Source organism: Streptomyces polygonati, from assembly GCF_042650325.1.
Lineage (GTDB): Bacteria > Actinomycetota > Actinomycetes > Streptomycetales > Streptomycetaceae > Actinacidiphila > Actinacidiphila polygonati.
In genome coordinates this window covers 1-22,734 of record NZ_JBHSBB010000009.1, presented here as the reverse complement: position 1 = coordinate 22,734, position 22,734 = coordinate 1, and the positions used below count along the sequence as shown (strand labels likewise).

Genomic DNA, 22,734 nt, shown 5'->3' with positions numbered 1-22,734 from the left:
GGCACCGGGGGCCGGCCCTTCGGCCGGCCCGCGGCGGTCAGGCCTTGCCGGGGCCGCTGTCACCAGCTGGCCGGCCACGGCCGGGCTCGGTGGTGCAGCCGCCCTTGCGGCAGTTCACGTCGGGGCAGGACATCTCGGTTCACCTCTTCTCTGCTGCCAGGTCATCGGGAACACAGTCCAGGAGGAGCTTGTCGACACGCTTGCCGTGCCACAGTGCGGCATCCCGCAGCCGTCCGGCAGCACGGAAACCGGCCTTCAGGTAGGCGTTCACGGCGGGGGTGTGCGGAGCCAGCACCTCCAGCCACACCGCACTCAGCGACGCTATGGAGAACGCCCAGTCGAGAGTGAGTGCGGTGGCTTCGGTCGCGTAGCCCAGACCGCGGTGCTCGGGGGCTATCACGAGGGTGAACTCGGCGCAGTTGACCGACTGATCCACGCTGAGGGACGTCGTTCCGACCGGAATCCCGTCCGCCGCGGTGATCACTTCGAAGAGCTGGTAGTGGGACGAGGTGTGGATGCTGCGGAAGCGGGCCTGGAACACTTCCCAGGACACCGGCCAGCGGGCACCGAAGCCGACGACGGTCGCCGGGTCGGTCTCCCACCGGTGGTAGTCCCGCATCATCTCTTCCCTTGCCAGGGCCAGTGCCAGCCGCTCGCCCGCGCGCAGCGGGACGGGTGCGATGGCGTGGGGGGTGGTCATCACGCTGTTCTCTCCTACGTGTGCCCGGGACGGGGTGGTTGCAGCCGTCCATAAAGCGTCAATCCACCGGCCGCCGCCACACTGCGGATCGGCCGTATTGCAGCGCGCCGCCCGGTCATGTGCTTGGGCCATATGGCACCCGTCCCGGGCCGCGCCGCCCGGGTGCCGCCCCATGGGCCGCTCGGATGGCCTGCCGTCCCAGCGGGCCCGGCGCTCGCGCGGTACGCGGGCGGACGCAGCCGATGTCTACCGCAGCCGGATGGTGGCCGAATACCGAACAGGCGAGTAGGTCCCGACCCGGCCGCCGCACGCCGGCCGGGCGGGCGCCGGCGACCGGGAGCGGTCCGGTCCGATCACCTCTTAACATTCTGATCGTCCGGTCACAAAGATCCGGCCGCCCCGACGTGATATGCCTTCCCGAACGGGGAAGGCGACGGGAACACATGACGATCGCGAGACGGTCGAGGGATGGGAGGGCGCGGTGAAGGTGGGGCTGCTGACCCGGGAGTATCCGCCGGATGTCTACGGCGGGGCCGGGGTGCACGTGGAGTTCCTCGCCCGTGAGCTGCGCGCTCTGGTGGATCTGGAAGTGCACAGCTGGGGAGAGGGCTCCGACGACGGGGTGGTGCGGCACCGCGCCCCCGCCTCGCTGGACGGCGCCAACGACGCGCTGCGCACCTTCGCCGTCGATCTGGCGATGGCCGCCGCGCTGGACGGCCGCGAACTGCTGCACTCCCACACCTGGTACGCCAATCTGGCCGGCCACATCGGCAAGCTGCTGTACGGCATACCGCACGTGCTGACCGCGCACTCCCTGGAGCCGCTGCGCCCCTGGAAGGCCGAGCAACTCGGCGGCGGCTACGCCCTGTCCAGCTGGGCCGAGCGCACCGCGATGGAGTCCGCCGACGCGGTGGTGGCCGTCTCCGACGGGATGCGCCGGGACATCCTGTCCAGCTATCCCTCGCTCGACCCCGAGCGGGTCCAGGTGATCCGCAACGGCATCGACACCGCCACCTACCGCCCCGACCCGCGCACCGACGTACTGGACCGGATCGGCATCGACCCGGACCGCCCCTACGTACTCTTCGTCGGCCGGATCACCCGGCAGAAGGGCGTACCGCACCTGCTGCGCGCCGCCCGCCGGATCGACCCGGCCGCCCAGCTGGTGCTGTGCGCCGGCGCCCCCGACACCCCTGCCCTCGACCGCGAGTTTCGCGCCCTGTTCGACGAACTGAGCGCGGTACGCGACGGGGTGCACTGGATCCCGGCGATGCTTCCCCGCCCGGCCGTCGTCCAACTCCTCACCCACGCGGCGCTGTTCGTCTGCCCCTCGGTGTACGAACCGCTCGGTATCGTCAACCTGGAGGCGATGGCGTGCGGCACCGCCGTGGTCGCCTCCGCGGTCGGCGGCATCCCGGAGGTCGTCGACGACGGCCGCACCGGGCTGCTGGTGCCCTACCGCGAGGGCCGCTCCGAGGAGTTCGAGACCGGGCTGGCCGACGCGATCGACCGGCTCATCGGCGACCCGGGAACGGCCGCCCGGATGGGCGAGGCCGGCCGGGAGCGCGCGGTGACCGAATTCGGCTGGGACACCGTGGCCCGGCGCACCGCCGACCTGTACGCCACCGTGCTCAAGGACGGCTGAGGCCCCGAGCCGGACGGCGGGCCCCGGCGGGCCGGCCGGGCCGGTCGCGGACAGGCGGGCGAACGGCAACCGGGCGGCATCCGCCGCACACCCGGGAGCGGACACGATGTGAGGGGGCTTCGATGCGTGGTGGACCTTCGGTGCTGGGCATAGTGCTGGCCGGTGGCGCGGGAAAGCGGCTGATGCCGCTCACCGCCGACCGGGCCAAACCGGCGGTGACCTTCGGCGGTACCTACCGGCTGGTGGACTTCGTGCTGTCCAACCTGGTCAACGGCGACATCCTGCGGATCTGCGTGCTGACCCAGTACAAGTCGCACTCCCTGGACCGCCATGTCACGACCACCTGGCGGATGTCCAGCCTGCTGGGCAACTACGTCACCCCGGTGCCGGCCCAGCAGCGGCTCGGCCCGCGCTGGTATCTCGGCAGCGCCGACGCGATCCTGCAGTCGCTCAACCTGATCCATGACGAACAGCCCGACTACGTCGCGGTGTTCGGCGCCGACCATGTGTACCGGATGGACCCGCGGCAGATGCTCGCGCAGCACATCGAGCACGGCGCGGGCGTCACCGTGGCCGGCATCAAGGTGGCCAAGGCGGACGCCTCGGCGTTCGGCGTGATCACCCCGGCCAGCGACGGCATCGAGGTGGAGCGGTTCCTGGAGAAGCCGGCCGACCCGCCGGGACTGCCCGACGACCCGGACCGGGTCTTCGCCTCCATGGGCAACTACCTGTTCACCACCAAGACCCTGCTGGACGCCCTGCACGAGGACGCCGACGACCCGCAGTCCGTGCACGACATGGGCGGCAGCATCCTGCCCCGGCTCACCGCGAAGGGCCTGGCCCAGGTCTACGACTTCGACACCAACCACGTACCCGGTGAGACCCCCCGCGATCACGGCTACTGGCGGGACGTGGGTACCCTCGACGCCTACTACGACGCGCACATGGACCTGATCTCCGACCAGCCGGCCTTCAGCCTCTACAACCGGCGCTGGCCGATCTACACCCACCAGACCAGCCTGCCCCCGGCCAAGATCGCGGCCGGCGGCATCGTGGGGGAGTCGGTGATCAGCCCGGGCTGCGTGATCCGCGGCCAGGTCACCCGCTCGGTGCTGTCGCCGGGCGTGGTGGTGGACCTCGGCGCGGTCGTCCAGGGCTCGGTGCTGCACGACAACGTACGGATCGGGCGCGGCGCCATCGTCAGGGGCGCGGTCCTGGACAAGAACGTGGACGTACCGCCCGGTGCCACCATCGGCGTCAACCCGGACCGGGACGGCCAGCTCTACACCGTGTCGGCGGGCGGGGTGATCGCCCTCGGCAAGGGCCAGCAGGTCCTCTGACCCCGCCGCGGCCACCCGGCGGCCGTCGCTCCGCCCGGCGGAAGGGCCGGCGCGGGCGGTCGCCCGGCCGCCGGTGCCGGGCGGCCGGTCCGGCCGGCCACCGCCGCGTTCAGCGCCGGGAAGAACGCGGCGGCGATCCGCCGGTAGCCCGCGTCGTCCGGGTGCACGCTGTCGGACATGTCGGCCGCGGTGAGCGCCGGCGGGGCCACGTACCAGAAGGCGCGGCCGCGCCGCCGCTCGGCGGGCTGCAGCGCGGCGGCCCGCCGGTCGAACGCCATGACCTCGGTCCGCAGATGCGCGGTGTTGGGCAGCAGGCCCATGTACACCACCGAGACGCCGGGCCGGTCGGCGTAGATCCGGTCGACTAGCGCGGCCAGCCGCGCCGGGGCATGGGCGACGTCCACATCGCGCCGCAGGTCGTTGATGCCGATGTGCAGCAGCACCACGTCGGGCCGAGACGCCGCCAGCCACTGGTCGATCCGGCCGTCGATCTCGCCGATCGTCCAGCCCCGGTGCCCCTCGTTCGCCGGCTGCGGCAGATCGCCGTTGCTCAGCGAGCCGACGAACCGCACGGCGTACCGCGACGGCCGGGCGGTCACCAGGTCCCACAGCGGCTTGCGGTAGCCGGACAGGGACGGGCTGCCCTGGCCCCAGGTGATCGAGTCGCCGAGCGGCATCACCCGGACGGTGGAGCGCGGGACCGCGGAGTCACCGGTGCCGGCCGGCTTCCCGCCGGCGGACAGCAGCGCCACCGCGACGGCGACGGCGATCGTGATCAGCGCGGCGGTCACACCCGCGCCGCGCACCGGCCGATCGTGGGTCACACGCGCCCCCCGCACCGAAGGCCCCGAACCCGGGCCGTACGCCTGCTCATCCATGTCCGGCCACGATAACCCGGCCGGTCCGGCCGCCTGGACCGCGGTCCACGGGCGACCGGACGGACCCGGCGGGCGGGCGCGGGCGATCACGCGATGACAACACTTGAACGGTGTGCGTGCGACCGTCCCGGCCGGGCAGGCGAGCCCCGACGGCAAGGACGAGCACGCCGGACCGGCGCGTTCCGTGCGGCGAGCGCGGCGATGCGCACCCCGGCGAACCGTTGGAAAGGCGGGCCACGATGCCCAGAGGATCGAACAGCAAGCGGGAACGGCAGTACGAGCACATCAAGGACAGCGCGCGGCAGCGCGGCGAGTCGCCCGGCCGCGCCGAGGAGATCGCCTCACGCACCGTCAACAAGGAGCGGGCCCGCTCCGGCGAGTCCAGGACCGCCAGCCGCACCTCGACACGCGACATGCCGTCGTCGCGGCGCGGCGGGCAGCGCTCGCACTCCGGATCGGCGGGCCCGACGAGGGACCAGCTCTACAACGAGGCCCGGCAGCGGGGCATCAAGGGCCGGTCGAACATGTCCAAGGACGAGCTGAGCAAGGCACTCGGCCGCTAGAACGGCCGCCCCGCCGCACACCACCGCCCGGCGCACGGCTGGGACCGGTGCAGCACGGCCTCCGCGCGCCTCGGAGCGCGCGTACGGACCTGCCGCCCGGCCCCCTCCGGGACCGGCGCCGGCGGTCGGCGGGAGGCCCCGGGGAGGGCGTACATGACCATCGCAAGCCGAACCGCACCCGACGGCACGCCCGGCTCCGGCCCCGCGTCCACCACACCCGATACACCCGAACCGTCCGCGCCGCTCGACGTCGCCGCCCTGGAGAACGCTCTCCGGGAAGCGGTCGACGGCGAGGTGCGCTTCGACGCCGGCAGCCGCGGCGCCTACGCCACCGACGGATCCAACTACCGGCAGGTGCCGATCGGCGTGGTCGTCCCGCGCGGCATCGAGGCCGGCGTCGCGGCCGTCGCGGTCTGCGCGCGCTTCGGCGCCCCGCTGCTGTCCCGCGGCGGCGGCACCAGCCTCGGCGGCCAGTGCACCAACACCGCGGTCGTCATCGACTGGACCAAGTACTGCCACGCACTGGTCTCGGTCGACCCCGAGCGGCGCACCTGCGTGGTGGAACCCGGCATCGTCCTGGACGAGCTGAACCGGAAACTCGCCCCGCACGGGCTGATGTTCGGCCCCAAACCCTCCACCCACAGCCACTGCGCGATCGGCGGCATGATCGGCAACAACTCCTGCGGCGCCTCCGCCCAGGCCTACGGCAAGACCGCCGACAACGTACGCCGGCTGGAGATCCTCAGCTACGACGGCGCCCGCTGCTGGACCGGCGCCACCTCCGCCGAGGAGTACGCCGAGATCACCGCCGCCGGCGACCGCCGCGCCGAGCTGTACCGGGGCATGCGCGGCATCGCCGACCGCTATCTGGCCGACATCCGCCGCGGCTACCCGGCCATCCCGCGCCGGGTGTCCGGCTACAACCTCGACGACCTGCTGCCGGAGAACGGTTTCCACGTCGCCCGCGCCCTCACCGGCAGCGAAGGCACCCTGGTGACCGTGCTGCACGCCGAGCTGGACCTGGTGCCCGTACCGGCCGCCCAGGCCATCCTCGTGCTCGGCTACCCCGACATCTGCGCCGCCGCCGACGACGTACCCCGGCTGCTGGAGCACTGCGCACCCGCCCAGCTCGAAGCCCTCGACGACCGTATGGCACAGCTCATGCACGAGGAGCACGCGTTCACCGAGTCGATCGACTCCTTCCCCGAGGGCGGCAGCTGGCTGCTGCTGATGTTCACCGGCGACAGCCAGGACGAGGTGGACCGGCAGTCCCGCGACCTGCTGGCCGCCATCGGACGCGCCGAGGACGACCCCACCGTGTCCTTCTCCGACGACCCCCACCGCGAGCAGCGGATGCTCAAGGCCCGCGAGGCCGGCCTCGGCGTCACCGCCCGGCCGCCCGACGGCCGCGAGACCTGGGAGGGCTGGGAGGACTCCGCGGTCCCGCCGGAGCGGCTCGGCGACTATCTGCGCGACCTCAAGCGGCTGTTCGCGGAGTTCCACTACGACCACCCCTCCGTCTACGGGCACTTCGGGCAGGGCTGTGTGCACACCCGCATCCCCTTCGGGCTGCGCACCGCCGAAGGGGTCGCCACCTTCAGGGAGTTCCTGCACCGGGCCGCCGACCTGGTCGTCTCCTACGGCGGCTCGCTCTCCGGCGAGCACGGCGACGGGCAGGCCAGGGGCGAGCTGCTGCCCAGGATGTTCGGCGAGCGGCTGGTCGGTGCCTTCGGCGAACTCAAGGCGCTGTTCGACCCCGGTGACCGGATGAACCCCGGCAAGGTCGTCGCCCCGCACCGGGCCGACCAGGACCTGCGGCTCGGACCGCTGTGGCGGCCGCGCGACGACAGCGACGCCCGCTTCGGCTATCCCGACGACGGCCACTCCTTCAACCAGGCCGTCATGCGCTGCGTCGGCATCGGCAACTGCCGTACCCACGAAGGCGGAGTGATGTGCCCCTCCTACCGCGCCACCGGCGAGGAGGAGCACTCCACCCGGGGCCGGTCCCGGCTGCTGTTCGAGATGATCGGCGGCCACGCCGACTCCCCGATCACCGACGGCTGGCGCTCCACCGAGGTCCGCGACGCCCTCGACCTGTGCCTGGCGTGCAAGGGCTGCAAGTCCGACTGCCCGGTCGGGGTCGACATGGCCACCTACAAGGCGGAGTTCCTCTCCCACCACTACCAGGGGCGGCTGCGGCCAGCGGCGCACTACGCGCTGGGCTGGCTGCCGCTGTGGGCCAGGGCCGCGCGGATCGCCCCCGCCCTGGTGAACACGGCGCTGCGCGCCCCCGGCCTGTCCCGCCTCGGCAAGCTCGCCGCCGGAGTCGCCCCCGAGCGGCAGACCCCGCTCTTCGCCGAGCAGAGCTTCGTCGAATGGTGGGCCGAGCGCACCGAGCGGGCCGGCACCCCCGAGCCCGACCCGGCCGACCCGCGCACCGTCGTGCTGTGGCCCGACACCTTCAGCAGCAACTTCCACCCGGCCGTCGCCAAGTCCGCGGTCCGGGTGCTGGAGGACGCCGGTTTCAACGTCACCGTGCCCACCGAAGCGGTGTGCTGCGGCCTGACCTGGATCTCCACCGGCCAACTCGACATCGCCCAGCGGGTGCTGCGGCGCACCCTGGACACCCTGCGGCCGTGGCTCGAGGCCGGCACCCGCATCGTCGGCCTGGAGCCCTCCTGCACGGCCGTCTTCCGCGCCGACGCGCCCGAACTCATGCCGGACGACGAGGACGTCAAACGCCTGGCCGGGCAGTTCCTGACCTTCTCCGAACTGCTGCTGCGCCACGCTCCCGACGGCTGGCAGCCGCCCACGCTGACCCGGGCCGCCACCGTGCAGACCCACTGCCACCAGCACGCCGTCACCGAATTCGACGCCGACCGCGAACTTATGCGCCGGGCCGGCCTCGACGCGCAGGTGCTGGACGAGGGCTGCTGCGGCCTGGCCGGCAACTTCGGCTTCGAACGCGGCCACTACGAGCTGTCGATGAAGATCGGTGAGACCGGCGTACTCCCGGCGGTACGGAAGGCCGCCCCCGGCGCCCTCGTCCTCGCCGACGGCTTCAGCTGCCGCACCCAGATCGAGCAGGGCGGCACCGGACGGCGCGCCCTGCACCTCGCCGAGGCCCTCGCGCTCGGCCTGGACGAGGGCCCACCGCCCGCCGACCACCCCGAGAAGGCCGCCGCCCGCCCCGCGGCGCCCTCGCCGGCCGCAACGCGGCTGGCCGCCGCGACCGCCGTCGCCGGGGCGGCCGGCGCCGCCTACGCGCTCGTCCGCCGGCTCCGCCACTGAACCGTCCCGCCCGCACGACCCGCGAACCCGTAAGACCCGCAGGACCCGACCGAGGAGAGGAACGCCCGTGTCGATCAAGGTGTCCGACCACGTACTGCAGCGGCTGCGCGAATGGGACGTCGAGCATGTCTTCGGCTACGCAGGCGACGGCATCAACGGCCTGCTCGCCGCTTGGGGCCGAGCCGAGAACAAGCCGGAGTTCGTCCAGGCCCGGCACGAGGAGATGGCCGCCTTCGAAGCGGTCGGCTACGCCAAATTCTCCGGCAAGGTCGGCGTCTGCGCCGCGACCTCGGGCCCCGGCGCCATCCACCTGCTCAACGGCCTGTACGACGCGAAGCTCGACCACGTCCCGGTCGTCGCCATCGTCGGCCAGACCAACCGCAGCGCCATGGGCGGCAGTTACCAGCAGGAAGTGGACCTGCTCAGCCTGTTCAAGGACGTCGCCTCCGAATACTGCGAGATGGTGACCGTCCCCGAGCAACTGCCCAACGTCATCGACCGCGCGATGCGCACCGCCTACGCCAAGCGCACCGTCACCGCGATCATCATCCCCGCCGACGTGCAGGAACTCGACTACGCGGCTCCCACGCACGCCTTCAAGATGGTGCCCTCCAGCCTGGGCCTGGCCGACTACGCGCCGGTCCCCGCCGACGACGACATCGCCCGCGCCGCCGATGTCCTCAACTCCGGTGAGAAGGTGGCGATCCTCATCGGCCAGGGCGCCCGCGGCGCCCGCGCCGAGGTCGAACAGCTCGCCGACACCCTGGGCGCGGGCGTCGCCAAGGCGCTGCTCGGCAAGGATGTGCTGCCCGACGACCTGCCCTATGTCACCGGCTCCATCGGACTGCTCGGTACCCGGCCCTCCTACGAGATGATGCGCGACTGCGACACCCTGCTCGTGGTCGGATCGAGCTTCCCCTACACGCAGTTCCTGCCCGAGTTCGACCAGGCCCGCGCGGTGCAGATCGACCACGACCCCTTCATGATCGGACTGCGCTACCCCTTCGAGGTCAATCTGGTCGGCGACGCGGCCGGCACCCTCAAGCGGCTGCTGCCGCTGCTGAAGGCCAAGAAGCACGGCGAGTGGCGCAAGACCGTCGAGGAGAACACCGCCCGCTGGTGGGAGGTCATGCAGCGCCGCGCGGCGGTCGACGCCGATCCCGTCAACCCCGAGTACGTGGTGCACGCGCTGGACGAACTCCTGCCGGAGAACGTCATGCTGGCCGCCGACTCCGGCTCGTCCGCCAACTGGTACGCCCGCCATCTGCGGATGCGCGGCGCCATGCGCGGCTCGCTGTCCGGCACGCTCGCCACCATGGGCCCCGGCGTCCCCTACGTCATCGGCGCGAAGTTCGCCCACCCGGACCGGCCCGCGATCGCCATCGTGGGCGACGGCGCCATGCAGATGAACGGCATGGCCGAACTCATCACCGCCGCCAAGTACTGGCGCCAGTGGCAGGACCCCCGGCTGATCGTCGCCGTCCTCAACAACCACGACCTCAACCAGGTCACCTGGGAGATGCGCGCGATGGAAGGCGCCCCCCAGTTCGAACCGTCCCAGGCCCTGCCCGATGTGCGCTACGCCGACTTCGCCCGCTCCATCGGCCTCGGCGGCGTCCGGGTCGAGGAGCCCGGCGGGGTCCAGGACGCCTGGCGGCAGGCGCTGGCCGCCGACCGCCCCTTCGTCATCGACTTCCGCACCGATCCCGCCGTGCCGCCGATCCCGCCGCACGCCGACCGGGAGCAGGCCGAGGCCGTCGTCTCGGCCGTCCTCCACGGCGACAGCGACCGCGACGGCATGATCAGGCAGGGCGTCAAGGCCAAGTTGCAGGAGCTGCTGCCCGGCCGCCGCCACCGCGCCGACCGGCCCGGCGCCGGTGACGAGGACGACGGCGGCAACGGCGCCGAGGGCGGCGACGGGGGCGACGGACAGGACGGGAAGTGAGCCGGGCGACCACCCGGGCGTTGACCCGGCCGGTGGTGGAGGCCGTCGAGTCCGTCGAGACCGCCGTCTACACCGTCCCGACCGAGAGTCCGGAGGCCGACGGCACCCTGGCCTGGGACGCCACCACGCTGGTGGTGGTACGGGTCAGGGCCGGCGCCGCCACCGGCCTCGGCTGGACCTACGGCTCCCCGGCCGCCGCCCCGGTCGTCGGCGCCCACCTGGCCGACGCGGTCGTGGGACGCTCGGTGTACGACGTGCCCGCCGCCAACGAGGCGATGAGCCGGGCGGTCCGCAACGCCGCCCGCCCCGGAATCGCCGGGCACGCGCTCTCCGCGGTCGACATCGCCCTGTGGGACCTCAAGGCCCGCCTGCTCGGCCTGCCCCTGGTCCAGCTGCTCGGCGCCGCCCGCGAGGAGGTGCCGGTCTACGGCAGCGGCGGCTTCACCAGTTACGACGACCGGCGGCAGGACCGCCAACTGCGCGACTGGACCGAGGGCCTGGGCATCCCGCGGGTCAAGATCAAGATCGGGGAGTCCTGGGGAGCGGCGCAGGCCCGCGACCTCGACCGGATCGGCCGCGCCCGCCGCAGCGTCGGCCCCGCCGCCGAGCTGTATGTCGACGCCAACGGCGGCTACACCGCCAAACAGGCCGTCCGGGTGGCCGCGCACCTCGACGCCGAGGGCGTCGGCTGGTTCGAGGAGCCGGTCTCCTCCGACGACCTCGCCGGGCTGGCCGGCGTACGGGCCGCCGTCACCTGCGATGTCGCCGCCGGGGAGTACGGCTACACGCTGCCGTACTTCCACCACATGCTCGCCGCCGGCGCGGTGGACTGCCTGCAGGCCGACGTCACCCGCTGCGGGGGCGTGACCGTCTGGCTGCGCGCCGCCGCCCTGGCCGAGGCCCGGGGGCTGGCGATCAGCGGGCACTGCGCCCCGCATCTGCACGCCCATGTGGCGGCGGCGGTGCCCAACCTCCGCCATCTGGAGTGGTTCCACGACCACGTACGGGTGGAGAACCTGCTCTTCACCGGAGCGCTCGACCCCTCCGGCGGCGTGATCCGCCCCGGCGCGGACGGGACACCCGGGCACGGCCTGGAACTGCTGCCGGCCGTCGAGGAGTACCGCACGGCGTGAGGGAGCGGGCGCCGCCCGTACGCCCCGGCGGCTGATTCGCCGGGCCGCCGCCGGGAAGACGCACCTCACCCCGGCCGCGGGTACCGGGCGGGGCCGGAGCCGGACCGACCGGTCCACCACCCCACCGATCAAGAGAAGGGCACCACCACCATGAACCGGACCGTCGTCATCACCGGCGCCAGCGCGGGAATCGGCCGGGCCAGCGCGAGGCTCTTCGCCGAGCAGGGCGACAACGTGGTCCTGCTGGCCCGCGGCCGGGCCGGCCTGGACGCGGCCGCCGCCGAGGTCGAGGAACTGGGCGGCCGGGCCCTGGCCGTCCCCACCGACGTCGCCGACCACCGGCAGGTCGAAGCCGCCGCCGACGCCGCCGAGGAGGCCTTCGGACCCATCGACGTATGGGTCAATGTCGCCTTCACCTCGGTTTTCGCCCCCTTCTCCGAGATCGCCCCGGAGGACTTCGACCGCGTCACCGCCGTGTCCTACCTGGGATTCGTCAACGGCACCCGGGCCGCCCTGAGCCGGATGCGGCCGCGCGACCGGGGAGCGGTCGTGCAGGTCGGCTCCGCGCTCGGCGCCCGCTCGATCCCGCTGCAGTCCGCCTACTGCGGGGCCAAGCACGCCGTCAACGGCTTCACCGAGGCGGTGCGCACCGAGCTGATGCACGACCGCAGCGGGGTGCGGATCACGGTCGTGCAGATGCCGGCCGTCAACACCCCGCAGTTCTCCTGGGTGCGCTCCCGGCTGTCCCACGACCCGCAGCCCGTGCCGCCGATCTACCAGCCCGAGGTCGCCGCCCGCGCGGTCGTGTTCGCCGCGGCGAATCCCGGGCGCAAGCAGTACTACGTCGGCGCGTCCACCGTGGCGACCATCCTCGGCAACAAGGTGGCCGCCGGGCTGCTCGACCGCTACCTGGCCCGTACCGGCTACGACTCGCAGCAGACGGCCGAGGTCGCCGACAGCGGCCGTCCCGACAACCTCTGGCAGCCGGTGGACGACGCGGCCGGCACCGACCACGGCGCGCACGGCGGCTTCGACGACCGCTCGGCGCCGCGCTCCTACCAGACCCTCGCCGCCCGCCACCCCCTGCCCGCCGCGGCGGCCCTGGTCGGCGCCGTCGCCGCGTTCGGCGCGGTGGGTCAGGCGGTCCGCCGCCACCGGCGCTGACCGCGGGGGACGCCGAACGCCCTCAGGCGAGGCCGCCGTTGTTGGTCTCCGGGTCGAGGCCGGTGCGCCCACCGCGGTCCAGGGCGCTGATCTGGGCCATGTCCTCCTCGCTCAGCTCGAAGTCGAAGATCCGGAAGTTCTCCTCGACCCGGGAGCGGGTGACCGACTTGGGGAAGACGATGTCGCCGCGCTGGATGTGCCAGCGCAGGGTGACCTGGGCCGGGGGCCGCCCGATCCGCTCGGCCACCGCGCCGATCACCGGGTCGTGCAGCACCCGGCCCTTGGCGATCGGCGCCCAGGCCTCGGTGGCGATCTCGTGGTCGGCGTTGAAGGCCCGCACGCCGTCCTGCGCGAAGTAGGGGTGGATCTCGATCTGGTTGACCGCCGGGATGACCTCGCCCCGTTCGAAGAGCCGTTCGAGGTGGTGCGGATTGAAGTTGGACACGCCGATCGCCCTGGTCCGGCCGGAGCGGTAGATCTCCTCCATCGTCTTCCAGGTGTCGGCGAAGTCGCCCACCTTGGGCAGCGGCCAGTGGATCAGGAACAGGTCCAGATACTCCAGGCCCAGGTCGTCCAGACTGCGGGCGAAGGCGGCGAGCGCGTCCCCGTGGGCGTGGTAGCCGTTGTTGAGCTTGCTGGTGACGAAGACCTCGTCGCGGGCCAGTCCCGACTCCCGGACGGCCTGACCGACCTCCTTCTCGTTCCCGTACATCTCGGCGGTGTCGATGTGCCGGTATCCGATCTCCAGGGCGTCCAGCACCGCCTGCCGGGTCTGCTGGGGATCGATCTGGAAGGTCCCGAAGCCGAGCTGGGGGATCGTGATGCCGTTGTTGAGGGTGACGTCGGGAATATGGCTCATCTCGGTGGCTCCTTGCTCGGTCCGGCCCTGCTGCCGTCGGTGTCCGCCCCGGGCCCGATACCGGCCGCCCCGCCCGGACGGCACCGCCTGACCTGCGGCGGCGCAGGCGGCGGGCGCACGACACATCCTCCCACCGTAGCGCCGGCGGTGACTCGCGACCGGTCGGCGGCTGCCCGGTGGACGGCCGATCACGCCCCCTTTCGCAGGGCAACATTTCCACCAGCTCTCGGAGAGCGCTCTCACGGAGAGATCCAAGCCGTTACGCTGGGCCCGATCGGCTCGTGTCCCGCCCGCGCCCGGCGTGAAGGAGACCCCGTTGTCCCACCCGATCCCCGTATCCCGTCCCACACTGGAGGCGGTCGCCGCCATGGCCGGGGTGTCGAGAGCGACCGCCTCCCGGGTGGTCAACGGGGGAGCGGGAGTACGCGGACCGCTGGCCGAACGTGTGCGCCAAGCCGTCGACGAGCTGGGCTACATCCCCAACCAGGCCGCCCGCACCCTGGTCACCCGGCACAACGACGCCATCGCGGTGATCGTCGCCGAACCCGAGGCCAGATTCTTCACCGACCCCTTCTTCGCCCGCCAGATCCGCGGCATCAGCCGTGAACTGAGCACCTACGACAACCAGTTGGTGCTGCTGCTGACCAACGGCACCTCGGACTACCAGCGGGTCGGCCGCTATCTGTCCGGCGGGCACGTGGACGGCGCGCTGATCTTCTCGCTGCACACCGACGACTCGCTCACCGCGCTGGCCAGGGACGCCGGGGTGCCGATCGTCGTCGGCGGCCGGCCCACCTGGCCCGACCCCCGCACCGGGCGCCGGACCCTGTACGTCGACTGCGACAACCGGGGCGGCGCCCGCGACGCGGTACGGCACCTGCTGGGCCTCGGCCGGCGGCGGGTCGCCCATATCGCCGGGCCGCTCGACCAGCCCGCCTCCGTCGACCGGCTCGACGGCTTCCGCGACGTGCTGCCCGACACCGGCCCCGGCCTGATCGCCGAGGGCGACTTCACGCCGGAGGGCGGCGCCCGGGCGATGGCCGAGCTGCTGGAGCGCTCTCCCGACATCGACGCGGTGTTCGCCGCTTCCGACGTGATGGCGTCGGGCGCGCTGCGGGTGCTGCGCGGCACCGGCCGCCGGGTGCCGGACGACGTCGCCGTGGTGGGCTTCGACGACATGGTGTCGGTGGCGGAGTGGACCGACCCGCCGCTGACCACGGTCCGGCAGGACATCGAGGAGATGGGCCGGCTGATGGCCAGGCTGTTATTGCGGGCACTGCGACCGCCCGCCGACGCCCTCGGGGTGCCCGCGCTGTCCTCGATCGTGACCCCCACCCAGCTGGTGGTGCGCGCCTCGGCCTGACCGGTGCTCCGGCGCCCCTGAAGACCTGCGGGGAGCGCTCTCCCGGGTCGCGGAGCGGACAGTCGTACGAATGCGGCCGTGTTCGGCGTGCCCGGCCCGTCCGGGCGCGCGATGATCGAAGGATGAGGCGGACCGGCGGCGAAGGGGACGTGCCCGAGTTCGATCCCGAGGTGTTCGACCGGGCCATCGTCGCTGTCGCGCTCACCGCGGGCCCCGAGCATCGGCTGCGGTACTACAACGACGCCTTCCGGGGGCTGTTCGGCCCCCGCCGGCTGGGCGCCACCGCCGCCGAGGTCTACGACGAGCCCGACGCGGGCCGCTTCGTCCACATGCTGGACGAGGTCTACCACGACCGGGTCGCCCGCCAGGTCACCACGCCGCGCACCACCGAAGGCACCACCCCCGGCGCGCCCGGCCGCCGCCACTTCATCTTCAGCTGCTCGCCGGTCGTCTCCCGGCACGGCCCCGGCGTGCTGGCCGTCTGCGTCGACACCACCGCCCAGGTCGAGGCGGCCCGGCAGGCCGAGGAGGAGTCCGAGGAGCGGCGGCTGACCCTCCAGCGCTACGAGGCGCTGATGTCGGCCGTCCCGCAGATCATCTGGCTGATGAAGCCGAACTGGGACATCAGCGAGCTGGTCGGCGGCTTCGAGAAGTTCACCGGCATGCCGTGGCGGCCGAAGATCGACAGCGAGTGGCTGGCCGCCGTCCACCCGCACGACCGGACCCGCCTGCTGCGCACCTGGAAGGAGGCGTCCCAGGACACGCCGGGCTTCTTCGTGTGCACCTTCCGGATGCGGACCGCCTCCGGTGAGTACCGGCATGTGCAGTCGCGGGCCGCCCCGGTGGTGCGCGGCGGGGAGGTCGTCGAGTGGGTCGGCTCCTCCACCGATGTCGAGGACCAGTGGCGCAACCGGCTGCGGGAGCGGCTGCTGGCCAAGGTCGCCACCGGGACTGCCGCCGGCGACCTCGCGCAGGCGCTCGGCGCCGTGGCCGACGCGGTGGTGCCGGAGCTGACCGACGCCTGCGCGGTGTTCATGCTGCCGTCCCCCGAGGTGACCGGCGCGGGCACCGCGCTCACCGCCGTCCGGGTGGCCTCCACCGCGAAGGAGGGGCTGCCGCCGCTGCCGGCGCCCAGCGGCCAGGCCCACCCGGTGGGCCCGCTGGCCCAGCAGGTGATCGAGAGCCGCCGCCCCCGGCTGATGGTCTTCCCCAGCGGGCAGCCGCCGGCCGGGGCGCTGCCCGACGTCCCCGCGCACTGGCTGCGCGACACCCGGACCACCAGCCTCACCCTGGTACCGATCCTGGTGGACTCCACCGTGGTCGCCTTCGCCTGCGCGGCCGGCTGCTCGGACAGCCCGCCGCCGGGCCCGGCCGACCTGGCGCTGCTCGGCGAGGTGCTGCACGAGGTCCGCGAACCGCTGCGGCAGGCCATGGAGCTCCAGCGCACTCGGCAGACCGCGCTGACCCTCCAGCGCGCCCTGCTCACGCCCACCCCGCGGGTGCCCGGCGCGGAACTCGCCGCGCGCTACCAGCCGGCCAGCAGGACCGCCGAGATCGGCGGCGACTGGTACGACGCGCTGCTGCTGCCCGACGGCTCGGCCACCCTCACCATCGGCGACATCGCAGGCCACGACCTGGAGGCCGCCACCTCGATGAGCCAGCTGCGCAGCATGCTGCGGGTCATCGCCTACGACCGCTTCCGCCAGGCCACCCCCGCCGAGTGCCTGGCCCAGCTCGACCGGGTGGCCGACGGCCTGGCCATCGCGCCGCTGGTCACGGCGGTCCACGCCCATCTGGTCCCCAAGGCCGACGGCGGCTGGCACGCGGCCTGGTCCAACGCCGGCCATCCCCCGCCGCTGCTGCTGCCCGCGGACGGTCCGCCCCGCTACCTCGAAGGCGCCGGCCCCGACCTTCCGCTGTGCGTCGACCCGACCCGGGCCCGTACCAACTGGCACACCGACCTCAAGCTCGGCGACACCCTGCTGCTGTTCACCGACGGCCTGATCGAGGTCCCCGGCACCGATCTCGCCGACGGCATGGCCGACCTCGCCGTCCAGGCCGAGGCGGCCAAGAACGCGGGCGTCACCCTGGCCACCTTGTGCACCCGGCTGCTGGCCGCCGTCACCGAGCGCCGCGACGACGCCGCGATCATCGGCTTCCGCCCGGTCAGCGTGGGCCGCCCGCTGCTCTGAACGGCCCGGGCGGTTGGGGACCGGTCAGCCCCGGGTGGCCATCACCACTCCCAGGGTGACCATCGTGCAGGCGATCACCGCGTCCAGTACCCGCCAGGACGACGGACGGGCGAAGGGGCCGCGCAGCAGGCGGGCGCCGAAGCCGAGGGCGCTGAACCACAGCACACTGCCGGTGACCGCCCCCAGGCCGAAGGGCCAGCGGTCGCCGCCGTAGCCGGTCGCGACCGAGCCGAGCAGCAGCACGGTGTCGAGGTAGACATGGGGATTGAGCCAGGTCATCGCCAGGCAGGTCAGGACGGCCGCGCGCAGCGAGCCGCCCGGGCCGCCGTCACCGGTCAGGGCCGCGGGCCGCAGGGCGCGGCGGGCCGCGAGCAGGCCGTAGCAGACCAGGAAGGCGGCGCCGATCCACGCGGTGACGCCCACCGCGGCCGGCCACCGCTTCACGACCGTGCCCACGCCGCTGATGCCCACCGTGATCAGTGCCGCGTCGGAGGCCGCGCATATCGCCACCACGGCCGCGACATGCTCGCGCCGGATGCCCTGCCGCAGGACGAAGGCGTTCTGGGCCCCGATGGCCACGATGAGCGACAGGCCGGTGCCAAGACCCGCCAGGACGGCGACAAGAGCTTCACGCATGCCCTGAGGTTAGGAGCCGCCATGACCATCAGACCAGCTAATGATTCTTAGCTACGATCAGCGGAGCTTCATTTCGTACGGACAGGGAGCCGGGCCGATGACGGATCTGCCGCTGGACCAGGTGCGTACGCTGCTGGCCGTCGTGGACGAGGGCACCTTCGAGGCCGCCGCCGAGGCCCTGCACGTCACGCCCTCCGCGGTCAGCCAGCGTGTCAAGGCTCTGGAGCAGCGCACCGGCCGGGTCTTGCTGCTGCGGTCCAAGCCGGTACGGCTGACCGAGTCCGGTGAGATCGTCGTACGGTTCGGCCGTCAGCTGGCCCGGCTGGAGCGCGACGCCGGCGCCGAACTCGGCCTGGACGACACGGCCGGCCCCGCCACCCTGCCGATCGCGGTCAACGCCGACTCGCTCGCCACCTGGTTCCTGCCCGCGCTCGCCGAGGCCGCCGCCCACCAGGACATCTGCTTCGACCTGCACCGCGACGACCAGGACCACACCACCCGGCTGCTGCGCCAGGGCCTGGTCATGGCCGCCGTCACCTCATCGCCCGAACCCGTCCAGGGCTGCTCGGTACGCGCGCTGGGCACCATGCGCTACCGGGCCATGGCCACCCCCGGCTTCGCCGCCCGCCGGCTCTCGGGCGCCCCGCTGCGGCAGCTGCTGCCCGAGGCGCCCGTCGTGGTCTTCGACCGCAAGGACGACCTCCAGGACCGCTTCCTGCGCGCCCTCGCCCCGCGCCGCACACCCAGCAGGTCCCGGCACTACGTTCCCTCCTCCGAGGCCTTCGTGGAGGCGGTCGCCGCCGGGCTCGGCTGGGGCATGATCCCGGAGCCGCAGGCCGCCCCAGCGCTGGCCGCCGGGACCCTGCTCGACCTGGCGGCGGGCCGGCGGGTGGACGTGCCCCTGTACTGGCAGCAGTGGAAGCTGGACTCCCCGGCCCTCGCCGCCGTCGCCGAGGCGGTCGCACGAGCGGCGGCCCGGGCCCTGAAGGACCCGGACCGCCGCTGAATCACCAGGTGTGCCCGTCGCCGCGGGCGAGCATCTCGCTGACGTATGTCAGGTGTACGCGTTGAACTCCGCGATCGACCACCAGGAGGTCGAACTGCCGGTCTGCGTCACCCGGATGTAGCGGGCCGACTGCGCCGTGAACGGCACGGTCACCAGCGGCGCCGTCCCGGTCCCGGTCGCCACCGGGGCCGACCAGGTCACCCCGTCCGAGGACAGCGCGACCGAGTAGCCGTGGGCGTAGTCGCCGGTGCTGCCCGCCGAGTCCATGGTGATCTGGCCGATGGAATGCGCCGCGCCCATGTCCACCGTGATCGTCTGGCCGTTGACCATCGGCGTGCCGGAGCTCCAGCGGGTGGTGGCGTCGCCGTCCAGCATGCGGGCCGGCACGTCGCCGCCACCGGTCGCCGAGGCGGTCGCCGTCCAGCCGGTACGGGACAGCACCGTGTGCGTGCCGCCACCCCCGCCGCCGCCACTACCGATGGTGGTCGTGCCGGTGAGGCGGATGTCGCGGGAGGAGGAGCCGACGTAGACGGTGTTGGTGCCGGTGGCGTTGGTCCAGCCGTTGTTCCAGTACTGGAAGCTGCGGGCGTTGAGCGTTACTGATACGTGCTGGGTCTGGCCGGGGTTGAGGCTGACCCGTTGGAAGCCGCGCAGGTTCTTGGGGGGTTCGCCGGTGGTGGCGGGCTGGCCGACGTAGATCTGGGGGACTTCGGCTCCGGCGCGGGTGCCGGTGTTCTGTACGTCGAAGCCGACCGCGACGTTGCCGCTCGCGTCGGGCTGGCTGACCGTCAGGCCCGAGTAGGCGAAGGTGGTGTAGGACAGGCCGAACCCGAAGGGGAACAGCGGGGTCTTGTTCTGGCTGTCGTACCAGCGGTAGCCGACATTCACCCCCTCGCTGTACTGGACGGTGTTGTTCTGGCCCGGCCACTGCGCGGTGGTGTGGGCGGGGACGTCGTTCAGGCTCTGCGGGAAGGTCACCGGGAGCTTGCCGGAGAAGTTGGTGTCGCCGTAGAGGAGCCGGGCGATGGCCGCGCCGTCCTCCTGGCCGGGATACCAGTTCTCGATGATGCCGCGGACGCTGCCGGCCCACGGCATCGTCACCGCGGAACCGCTGTTGACCACCACGACCGTATTGGGATTGGCCGCGGCCACATCGCTGACCAGGGTGTTCTGCGCGGCCGACAGATCGATGTTGCCGAGGTCGCTGCCCTCGGACTCGAAGTTGCTGACGAAGACGACCGCCAGATCCGAGCTGCGGGCCGCCGCGACCGCCTGGTCGTGCGCGGACTGGCCGGGCACCTGCCAGCCCAGCGAGACACTGCTGCCGCCGCCGCCCTGGTAGTAGTCGACCTCGATGTTCGCCGGCTGGCCGGCGGTCAGCGTGACGGTGCCGGTCTTGACGGCCGGGCCGTGGTCGCCCCAGTTGTTCACGATCTGCTGGCCGTTGACGTAGAGGCGGCTGCCGTCATCGCTGTTGAGCGAGAAGGTGTAGCTGCCCGTGGTCGGCGGGGCGAGCGTACCGGTCCACTTCACCGACCAGTTGGTGGCGTTGACCCCCGACGCGGGCGAGGCACCGCCGTACACCGAGTCGATCGAGGAGTCCACCCTGCTGGCCACGACCGCGCCCGACAGGTCGGTGCTGTTGTGGTACTGCCCGAACAGGCCGGTACCGGTGCCGGAGGACGGCGTCAGGTACTGGCTGCCGACCGGCGGGAGCGCGCCGCTGGACGACGCCACGCCCGGCGAGAAGGTCACCGTGGTGCCGGTGCCCGCACGGGACTTGATGCCCTGGTACGGCGTGATGAGGTGCGCCGGGTTCACGCCGGCGCTGCCGCCGCCCTGCGTCATCGCGTCGGTGCCCGCGTCGTCGCCGATCACCGCGAGCGAGTGCACCGTGGAGGCCACCGGCAGCACCGCGTTGGTGTTCTTCAGCAGGACGCTGCCCTCCTCCGCGACCTGCTGCGAGACCGCCGCGTGCGCGGTCGTGGTGACAACCGCGTTGACGTTCCCGGTGTTGGGGTGGTCGAACAGACCCTGGCGGAACATCGAGACCAGGATCCGCCGGACATGGTCGTCGATGGTGGCCTGCGACACCTGGCCGCTGTTGACCGCGTTGGTCAGCGCCGTGCCGTAGTAGGTGCTGCCCGGCATCTCCATGTCCAGGCCGTTGTTGGCGGAGGCCACCGTGGAGTGGGTGGCGCCCCAGTCCGAGGTGATGAAGCCGCTGAAGCCGAGGTCGCCCTTGAGCAGGCCGTTCTGCAGCGGTCCGTTCTCACAGGCGAAGGGGCCGTTGATCGCGGAGTACGAGCACATCACCGAGGCGACCTGGCCCTGCTTGACCGCTGCCTCGAACGCCGGGGTGTAGATCTCGCGTTCGGCCCGGTCGGAGACGATCGCGTTGTCGGTGGTGTTGTTGCGGTTGGTCTCCTGGTTGTAGACCACATAGTGCTTCACCTGGGCCATCGGGCCCTGGCTCTGGATGCCCTGGATGTCGGCGGCGCCCAGCTGCCCGGCCAGATAGGGGTCTTCGCCCAGTGACTCGAAGGCGCGGCCCCAGCGCGGGTCGCGCACGATGTTGATGGTGGGCGCCAGCACGACATTGGTGCCCTTGCCCCACTGCTCGGAGCCCAGCACCTGGCCGTAACTCTGCATCAGCGCGGTGTCCCAGGTCGCGGCGCCGGCCACCGGGGCGGCCATCTGCGTCACGTTGGAGAAGCCGTCGCCGGCGCCGACCGGGCCGTCCTGCAGGTGCAGCGGCGGGATGCCGAGCCGGGTGTTGCCGTCCACGCAGCCGACATAGCCGCAGGAGGCGCCGCCGTGCAGCATGGTCAGCTTCTCGGCCGAGGTCATCTGGGCCAGCAGCTGGTCCGCCCGCTGCTCGGGCGTCAGCGCGGCGTTCGCCCACGGCCGCGCGGCGGCGTCCGCCCGGGTCGAGGCCACACTGGCGGTGGAAGCGGTTACACCGCCGACCAGCAGCAGGGCCACCGCGAACGGCAGCGCGATTCGTTTCCAACGACGCACGGGGGGCCTCCAGGCTTCGGCTTCCGACGACACGCGGATGGTGCTGCGGCCTTGTTGACGTGAACGTAACAGGACTCGGGGAGTGACGATTGTAGACGGAGGGCGTGCTGTCAAGACGATGGGAGAGCGCTCTCCTGCGGATCCCGGGGGGTTATCGGAGGTATCTCCCCGCTCGGCGGAGCGGCACGCTCCGCCCTCCGGCGCCGGACGGCTCGGCGGGCCGGCCCGGTGCGGTTCCGGCGCGATCCTGGTCAGGGCGGCGGTAAGCGGGGCCGGCGGCTCGCCGGGGGCCGGCCGGATCGCCGTGCCGGGGCAGTCGCAGCCGTAGTAACGGCTTTCCCGGGCGGCCTACGAGCAAGTGGCGTTCGGTGCCGGGCCGGTTACGTTTCCCTGCCGGCCGTCGAGTGGCCGGGCCCCAACCGGCGGGCCCAGGAAACCTGGCGGTTGCAAGCGGGGCCCGGCGGGGCCGGGGAGCGGGCCGACCGCCGGGGTCGCGCCGGCGGTGCCGGCCAGCCCCCGGCGGGGGCGCGCCCGGCCGAACCGGGCCCGGGGTGGCCCGGCTAATCCCCCCGGCGGAGGCGCGCCCGGCCGGAACCGGGCCCAGGCGGCGGCCGGCCGGCGGTCCGGTCCGTCCAGGGGCGACGCGCCGTCACCGGGCACCGCCGTCCCGCACGGTGGCCGTGGTCGAAGCGGGCGGGACCTCGCGCGGCGCTCCCGTGTGCATGGGCGGCGCTCGATGTCGGACGCGGGCGGCCACGTCGTCGGTGATGGGCGGCGCTCGGGCGCGCGTCGCCGGACCTCGCCGAGACAGCCCGCTGGCGGCGGACGGACCGGACGGGACCGGCCCGCGCTTCGCCCGCTCGCGCGGCGCCTGTCGCTGGCGGTGGGCCCGCCGCGGCGGCTCGACGGATTTGGCCGAGACAGGCCGCTGGCGGTGGACGGACCGGACGGGACCGGCCCGCGCTTCGCCCGCTCGCGCGGCGCCTGTCGCTGGCGGT

The 22,734-nt window shown here is 72.9% G+C and carries 15 protein-coding genes; 10 read left to right on the top strand and 5 right to left on the bottom strand.

All coding sequences use genetic code 11. The features are described from left to right. Window positions 1-139 precede the first annotated feature (139 nt). Window positions 140-700 carry a GNAT family N-acetyltransferase gene (locus ACFO3J_RS10350; RefSeq protein ID WP_386428350.1) on the bottom strand — a complete coding sequence of 187 codons (561 nt, stop codon included), beginning with the start codon at window positions 698-700 and terminating at the stop codon, window positions 140-142. A 481-nt stretch (window positions 701-1,181) separates the two neighbouring features. Between ACFO3J_RS10350 and glgA the strand changes: the two genes are divergently transcribed. Continuing rightward, window positions 1,182-2,345 (top strand): glycogen synthase, encoded by a 1,164-nt coding sequence (gene glgA, locus ACFO3J_RS10345; protein WP_386428349.1) that lies wholly within the window; start codon window positions 1,182-1,184, stop codon window positions 2,343-2,345. Window positions 2,346-2,467: 122 nt separating this feature from the next. Then, entirely contained in the window at window positions 2,468-3,685 is a 1,218-nt protein-coding gene (gene glgC / locus ACFO3J_RS10340; protein ID WP_386428346.1) for a glucose-1-phosphate adenylyltransferase, read from the top strand. Here glgC and ACFO3J_RS10335 read toward each other — a convergent pair. Then, window positions 3,628-4,509: an SGNH/GDSL hydrolase family protein gene (locus tag ACFO3J_RS10335; protein ID WP_386428344.1), complete on the bottom strand. Its 882-nt coding sequence runs from the start codon at window positions 4,507-4,509 to the stop codon at window positions 3,628-3,630. The two genes, glgC and ACFO3J_RS10335, sit on opposite strands and share 58 nt — an antisense overlap. Window positions 4,510-4,802: 293 nt before the next feature. On the opposite strand from ACFO3J_RS10335, the gene ACFO3J_RS10330 reads away from it, so the two are divergent. From ACFO3J_RS10330 to ACFO3J_RS10310, 5 genes are all read left to right on the top strand, one after another. Then, complete coding sequence (locus tag ACFO3J_RS10330) at window positions 4,803-5,126, top strand: plasmid stabilization protein (RefSeq protein ID WP_386428342.1); 324 nt, start codon at window positions 4,803-4,805, stop codon at window positions 5,124-5,126. A 153-nt stretch (window positions 5,127-5,279) separates the two neighbouring features. Beyond that, window positions 5,280-8,417 carry an FAD-binding and (Fe-S)-binding domain-containing protein gene (locus ACFO3J_RS10325; RefSeq protein ID WP_386428341.1) on the top strand — a complete coding sequence of 1,046 codons (3,138 nt, stop codon included), beginning with the start codon at window positions 5,280-5,282 and terminating at the stop codon, window positions 8,415-8,417. A gap of 67 nt (window positions 8,418-8,484) precedes the next feature. Next, window positions 8,485-10,362, top strand: a complete 1,878-nt coding sequence (locus ACFO3J_RS10320; protein ID WP_386428340.1) for a thiamine pyrophosphate-requiring protein — start codon at window positions 8,485-8,487, stop codon at window positions 10,360-10,362. Beyond that, complete coding sequence (locus ACFO3J_RS10315; protein ID WP_386428337.1) at window positions 10,359-11,495, top strand: enolase C-terminal domain-like protein; 1,137 nt, start codon at window positions 10,359-10,361, stop codon at window positions 11,493-11,495. Before ACFO3J_RS10320 ends, ACFO3J_RS10315 begins: the two co-directional genes overlap by 4 nt. A gap of 150 nt (window positions 11,496-11,645) precedes the next feature. Continuing rightward, the gene (locus ACFO3J_RS10310) at window positions 11,646-12,659 is read left to right on the top strand and encodes an SDR family oxidoreductase (RefSeq protein WP_386428335.1); all 1,014 of its coding nucleotides are present in this window, start codon (window positions 11,646-11,648) and stop codon (window positions 12,657-12,659) included. 22 nt (window positions 12,660-12,681) lie between these two features. On the opposite strand, the gene ACFO3J_RS10305 is transcribed toward ACFO3J_RS10310, so the two are convergent. After that, entirely contained in the window at window positions 12,682-13,518 is an 837-nt protein-coding gene (locus tag ACFO3J_RS10305; RefSeq protein WP_386428334.1) for an aldo/keto reductase, read from the bottom strand. 316 nt (window positions 13,519-13,834) lie between these two features. On the opposite strand from ACFO3J_RS10305, the gene ACFO3J_RS10300 reads away from it, so the two are divergent. Together ACFO3J_RS10300 and ACFO3J_RS10295 are read left to right on the top strand one after the other, a co-directional pair. After that, window positions 13,835-14,881 carry a LacI family DNA-binding transcriptional regulator gene (locus tag ACFO3J_RS10300; RefSeq protein WP_386428332.1) on the top strand — a complete coding sequence of 349 codons (1,047 nt, stop codon included), beginning with the start codon at window positions 13,835-13,837 and terminating at the stop codon, window positions 14,879-14,881. Between the two features lie 122 nt (window positions 14,882-15,003). Next, window positions 15,004-17,073 carry a SpoIIE family protein phosphatase gene (locus tag ACFO3J_RS10295; RefSeq protein ID WP_386428331.1) on the top strand — a complete coding sequence of 690 codons (2,070 nt, stop codon included), beginning with the start codon at window positions 15,004-15,006 and terminating at the stop codon, window positions 17,071-17,073. A gap of 24 nt (window positions 17,074-17,097) precedes the next feature. Here ACFO3J_RS10295 and ACFO3J_RS10290 read toward each other — a convergent pair whose 3' ends face one another. Then, window positions 17,098-17,709, bottom strand: a complete 612-nt coding sequence (locus ACFO3J_RS10290; RefSeq protein WP_386428328.1) for a LysE/ArgO family amino acid transporter — start codon at window positions 17,707-17,709, stop codon at window positions 17,098-17,100. A gap of 97 nt (window positions 17,710-17,806) precedes the next feature. Here ACFO3J_RS10290 and ACFO3J_RS10285 point away from each other — a divergent pair, with 97 nt between their 5' ends. Further along, window positions 17,807-18,715: a LysR family transcriptional regulator ArgP gene (locus ACFO3J_RS10285; RefSeq protein WP_386428326.1), complete on the top strand. Its 909-nt coding sequence runs from the start codon at window positions 17,807-17,809 to the stop codon at window positions 18,713-18,715. A gap of 48 nt (window positions 18,716-18,763) precedes the next feature. On the opposite strand, the gene ACFO3J_RS10280 is transcribed toward ACFO3J_RS10285, so the two are convergent. Beyond that, entirely contained in the window at window positions 18,764-21,736 is a 2,973-nt protein-coding gene (locus tag ACFO3J_RS10280) for a glycoside hydrolase family 3 C-terminal domain-containing protein (RefSeq protein WP_386428324.1), read from the bottom strand. Window positions 21,737-22,734: the final 998 nt, after the last annotated feature.